A 4,925-nucleotide genomic window follows, 5' to 3' on the forward strand; every position below is an offset into this window, starting at 1 on the left:
GTTGCCGGCGGCGTCGACGACGTTGAGGGCGCCTGTGCCGGCGGTGTTCATGTCAGAGAACATGATGCCGGCGATGACGATGGCAAGGATGCCCACGAAGGACTCGACGATCATGGCGCCGTAGCCAACGGGCAGGGCGTCCTTCTCGTTGGAGACCTGCTTGGACGAGGTGTTCGAGGACACGAGGCTGTGGAAGCCGGAGAGGGCGCCGCAGGCGACGGAGACGAACATGACCGGGAACATCATGCCGGACTTGGTGGTGAAGTCGGTGAACACCGGGGCGGTGATGGTGGCCTGGCCCTTGACGCCCAGGACGACGATGCCGAGCACGGCGCAGACGATCATGACGATCATCATGATGGACGTGAGGTAATCACGCGGGGTCTTGAGGACGTCGATGGGCATGGCGCCGGCAAAGACCAGGTAGACCATGACGACGGCGATCCACTGGTTGAGGTCGAGGTACAGCGGGAACTGCATGCCCACAGCGAACATGGCGACCATGAGGACGACGCCCAGGACGAACTCCTTGGCACCCTCGAGGTCGAACTTCTTGCAAGCCCAACCAAAGGCCATGGCAACGAAGGTGAACAGGATCGAGATCGTGCCAGCGCAGCCGGCGGCGTAGGACTTGGTGAAGTCGATGCCACCCTCGGCAGCGGCGGTGTACTTGAAGGTGCCGCAGACCATCGAGGTGAAGGCTGCGATGACGATGATGCAGAACAGCCAGCTGAACAGCAGGAACAGGCGGCGGCCGGTGCGGCCGATGTACTTCTCGACGAGCTGGGCAAGCGACTTGCCGTTGTTCTTCATCGAGGCGTAGAGGGCGCCGAAGTCATGGACGGCACCAAAGAAGATGCCTCCGACGAGGACCCACAGGGCAACCGGGAGCCAGCCGAAGGCCATGGCCACGATGGTGCCCGTGACGGGACCGGCGCCGCAGATCGAGCTGAACTGGTGCGAGAACACGGTGAAGCAGGAGGCCGGGGAGAACGAGTTGCCATCCTCCATGCGGCGGGCGGGGGTGATGGCGTCGGCGTCGACACCCCACTTGTTGGCGAGCCAACGGCCATACAGCATATAGCCACCAAAGAGCAGCACGGCGGCTGCAACCATTACGACGATTCCGTTCACAAGCGCTCCTTCCATAGCGAGAGAAAAGCCAGTGCGCAAAAAAAGAGGGGCCGTTGGGTTCCTCACCCGACGGCCCCTCTTTAGGCCGCCCGTTAGCAACGGGCGGCGAATCAGCCACCCGTATTAGATAATGACGACCTCAATAATGGATAGCTGCTTGTTCATGGCGTTACTCTCTCGATTCACTTGGGCACGCATCCCCACGCGCCATCTCCAGTGGATGGTTCGAAATCATGACACATCGGTGAGCGGCGTCAAGGAACAGGGCAAATGTTGCCCGATATCGAAACGGACGCGAAACAGTATTCAACAATTCTCGGAATCTATGCGAAGTGCGAGGTTGGGGACCACGGGGAGCGCCACATGCCATCGAGCGAGGTCAACGGGGGCATCGCGAGGGCGGTGGCATGCGCCGCCCGCCCGCTGCGACGCATGGCCGTGCCCTTGTTACCATAGGAGTAGCGAAGAAGGGAGGGCGCATGGCGCTCGATCCACACCAGGAGGACTTCCAGCGGCTGAGCCTGCGCTACGCCGCCACGCTCGACCCCGGCGACCCGTTTGGCATGGCGCGCAAGGCCGAGGAATTCAGCAGGCGCTTCGTCCAGAAGCGCGACTCGCTGCCACAGACCGACGACGACCGCGCGTTTGGCCTCGTTGCCCAGGCGGCCCAGCTCATCGACTACGAGCTGCCGTTCGCCACGGCCGTGAGCGCCCCGCAGACGATTCGCGAGGCGCGCAAGCTGCTCACCGAGGCGCTCGAACTCGACCCCGACTGCCTCGACGCGCGCCGCATGATCGCCGCCGCCGACTCGCGCACGCCCACCGCCTACCACGACTACCTTGTCCAGGACGCCCCGCAGGTGCGCGCCCAGTGCGAGCGCGCCCGCGACGCCGCGCTCGCCGGCGCCAGGGGCTCCTTTGCCGGGCTCGCCCAGGCAAGCGCCGCCCTCGCGATGCGCCCCTACCTGCGCTGGATGGCCGCCGCATCCTCGACCTCGCTCATCTGCGGCCGCTACCGCATGGCGATCGACGAGGCGCGGGAGGCCCTCGCGATCGAGCCCGGCGACCCGGCCGACGTCTCGTACACGCTCGCCCTCGCCTACGCCAAGCTCGAGGACGAGGAGAGCTACGGCCAGCTGCTCGCCGGCGCCGAGACGACGCACGGCGCCGCCTGGTACTCGCTCGCGCGCATAGCCCTGCTCTACAAGCAGGAGAGCCGCGAGGAGGCGGTCCGCGAGGTCAGGCACCTGCTTGACGCCTACCCCAACGCCGGCACCACGCTCGGCCGCCAGGACGACCTCCCCGATGGCGTCTACGCGCGCATCTGCGTGACGCCCATGAGCGAGGACGAGCTCATCCTCGCCACCTCCGAGGCCACGGTGCTTCTGCAGGAGGGCTGCGACGACCACGAGCGCGGCTCGCTGGGCTCATGGCTCGCCAACCTGCCCGAGGTCATCGAGGCGCAGGAGCGCGAGCTCGCCGCAGACCCCACCCTTGGAGAGGAGGACCAGCAGTGAGGACCAGCCAGCAGCTGAGGTCGGAGCTCTACGACCGCCTCGCCCAGCACAAGAGCCTCGAGCTGGGCGGCCTGTCCGACGACGCCTACGCGGAGCTGCGCCAGGCCGTGGTGGCAGACCCCGACACCTACCTCACGCGCGGCGATGACAGGGCGTTTGCCGAGGTGGTCCGCGCTGTTGCCGCCAACGAGGACGACATGGCCTCCGAGGAGCTCATCGATGACGACGAGGCCTACGCCAAGGCCGTCGACAGCAGGCTCGAACGGCTCCACAACCGCTGCGAGCGCGCCTTCGAGACCTATCCCGGCACCGACGACGCCATTGCGATGATGGCGATGATTCGCTCGAGGGAGCCCGACACCTCGCTCGCGAAGCTGCAGGGTGCCCGCGCGCAGGTGCTGCCCCAGCACGAGGAGGTTGCCCGCAGCGCCGGCCTCGCCATGACCAAGCCCAAGCCCGGCCAGGACGTGTGGGAGTGCGTCGACGAGCGCCCGCGCCTGCGCCTGCTTGCCACCATCGCCCGAGCGCAGGCCGAGACCGGCCGCTACCGGGGCGCCTGCGCCACCTGCGAGCAGATCATTGGGGAGAACCCCAGCGACACGCTCGGGGCGCGCTTCACCTGGGCCATCTGCCTGGCGAGGCTCGAGGACGAAAAGGGCCTCGATGACCTCGACGCCCAGTTTGGCCGCGCGGGCAACGCCTGGATGCACCTCGCCCGCACGCTGCTGCTCTTCAAGCTTGGCCGCATCCCCGCGGCAAAGCGCGCGCTCAAGGGCTACGCGAGGCTCTGCCGCGGCGGCGCCCACGCCCTGCTGCGGCCCACGTTCGTGGAGCCCTACCTGCCGGCGCGCCCGCCGTTTGACCCCGGCAGCTACACCGAGGCCCGGCTCGCGGTGCACGAGTGCGACCCCGTCATCATGGATACGCCCGACTTCCTCGCCTGGGCCAGCTCCCAGGACGGCTTCTCCGAGCAGGCGCGCGCCTTTGCCCGCGACAACGACCTCGACTGGTAGTGGTAGTGCGCCCAAGCTCTGATATACTCACATGCGCAGTCCCCATCGTCTAGCGGCCTAGGACGCCACCCTTTCAAGGTGGATATCGCGGGTTCGAATCCCGCTGGGGGCACCATTGAATTCGAGACGGCCCCAGCGATGGGGCCGTTTTTATGGGCGTCTCCCCTCGCACGCGGGATTCGAACCCGAGAGGGGCGAGCGATGGCCGCGGCAATATAACAACTAGCCATGGGCGAGAAAAGCGGCTACACTACCCGTTTGCTAAAACAAACCTGGTCTGAGCGCACGCACCTCAAACGAATCGCGTAGCCCGCAGCCACAGCCAGACCGCCTGTCGTTTTCAAAGGGACGGCAATGAAGCACATCCTCATGGCCTGCGGTACGGGCATCTGCACATCTTCGCTAGTTCGCGAGCGCGTCTGCCGCTTCCTTGACGCACACGGCTATGCCGGCCGCTACGACGTCACCCAGTGCAAGATGGCCGACGTCCCCGAGCTCGCCGGCGACCACGACTTCCTCATTGCCGTGACGCTCATCTCGGGCACCCTCGGCATCCCCTACGTCAATGGCGTCCCGTTCCTCACGGGCGCCGACGCCTCGGACTCCGAGCGCACGCTGCTTGCCCTCATGAACGCGCCCAGCCGCACCGAGGCCAAGGTCCCCTGCTACGCCTAGCGGACACACGCAAGCATGACAAAGGGCTCTGACCCCTTTGTCACATCAGGAAGGGCGGCCACCCCGCATGGGATGGCCGCCCTTTTCGTGTAGATGGTAGGGACGGTGGGGTTCGAACCCACAAGCCTTTCGGCAGAGGTTTTTAAGACCCCCGCGTCTGCCAATTCCGCCACGCCCCCGGGTGCAACAACCTTAGCGCAACGAGAAGAGCCGTGGGGCCCACGCAATGGGCGACGGCTCGCCGCAGGCGGCGGCGTCGGCCGCGAGCGACAGGCCAAAGAGCAGGTCGCTCTCGCTCACTGTGAGCCGCTCGACGCCGCAGGCGCGCATGAGCTCGCCCACGCAGCCCGAGCCGGCCACGATCACGCCGGCACGCTTGGGCTGCAGGCCCACCACGCCGCGACGCTGCTCGAGGGACACGCCGGCGAGGCGCCCGGTGAGCTCGTCCACCTCGGAAAGTTCGAGGTCGTGCAGGTGCACGAAGCTGGGATCGTAGGGGTCGAGCGCGGCGGCGATCGCCACGAGGGTGGTCACCGTGCCGCCCACGCAGACCGAGCCGGCCACGATCACGCCGGCACGCTTGGGC

At 66.7% G+C, this 4,925-nt stretch carries 4 protein-coding genes, 2 tRNA genes and 1 pseudogene; 4 read left to right on the forward strand and 3 right to left on the reverse strand.

What is annotated here, in order from left to right; translation table 11 throughout:
- Positions 1 to 1,134, reverse strand: a 1,134-nt coding sequence (locus AC1VTH_RS06620) for a carbon starvation CstA family protein (protein ID WP_481335378.1), incomplete at its 3' end; no start/stop codon positions are given.
- A 479-nt stretch (positions 1,135 to 1,613) separates the two neighbouring features.
- On the opposite strand from AC1VTH_RS06620, the gene AC1VTH_RS06625 reads away from it, so the two are divergent.
- The 4 genes from AC1VTH_RS06625 to AC1VTH_RS06640 all read left to right on the forward strand — a co-directional run bounded on the left by AC1VTH_RS06625 (position 1,614) and on the right by AC1VTH_RS06640 (position 4,339).
- Positions 1,614 to 2,651 carry a response regulator receiver protein gene (locus AC1VTH_RS06625; RefSeq protein ID WP_481335379.1) on the forward strand — a complete coding sequence of 346 codons (1,038 nt, stop codon included), beginning with the start codon at positions 1,614 to 1,616 and terminating at the stop codon, positions 2,649 to 2,651.
- Positions 2,648 to 3,664, forward strand: a complete 1,017-nt coding sequence (locus tag AC1VTH_RS06630) for a tetratricopeptide repeat protein (protein WP_481335380.1) — start codon at positions 2,648 to 2,650, stop codon at positions 3,662 to 3,664. The genes AC1VTH_RS06625 and AC1VTH_RS06630 overlap by 4 nt, the downstream gene beginning before the upstream one ends.
- Positions 3,665 to 3,702: 38 nt before the next feature.
- Positions 3,703 to 3,779 (forward strand) — tRNA-Glu (locus tag AC1VTH_RS06635).
- Positions 3,780 to 4,018: 239 nt separating this feature from the next.
- Positions 4,019 to 4,339, forward strand: a complete 321-nt coding sequence (locus AC1VTH_RS06640) for a PTS sugar transporter subunit IIB (protein WP_481335381.1) — start codon at positions 4,019 to 4,021, stop codon at positions 4,337 to 4,339.
- A 94-nt stretch (positions 4,340 to 4,433) separates the two neighbouring features.
- Here AC1VTH_RS06640 and AC1VTH_RS06645 read toward each other — a convergent pair.
- Positions 4,434 to 4,518, reverse strand: a tRNA-Leu gene (locus AC1VTH_RS06645).
- A 13-nt stretch (positions 4,519 to 4,531) separates the two neighbouring features.
- Positions 4,532 to 4,925, reverse strand: a pseudogene (locus tag AC1VTH_RS06650) (phosphatase); the annotation flags it as partial.

The organism is Parolsenella sp., assembly GCF_982402205.1.

Coding starts and splice junctions, on each gene's coding strand:
- AC1VTH_RS06625 (WP_481335379.1), top strand. CDS start 1,614: ATGGCGCTCGATCCACACCAGGAGGACTTCCAGCGGCTGAGCCTGCGC.
- AC1VTH_RS06640 (WP_481335381.1), top strand. CDS start 4,019: ATGAAGCACATCCTCATGGCCTGCGGTACGGGCATCTGCACATCTTCG.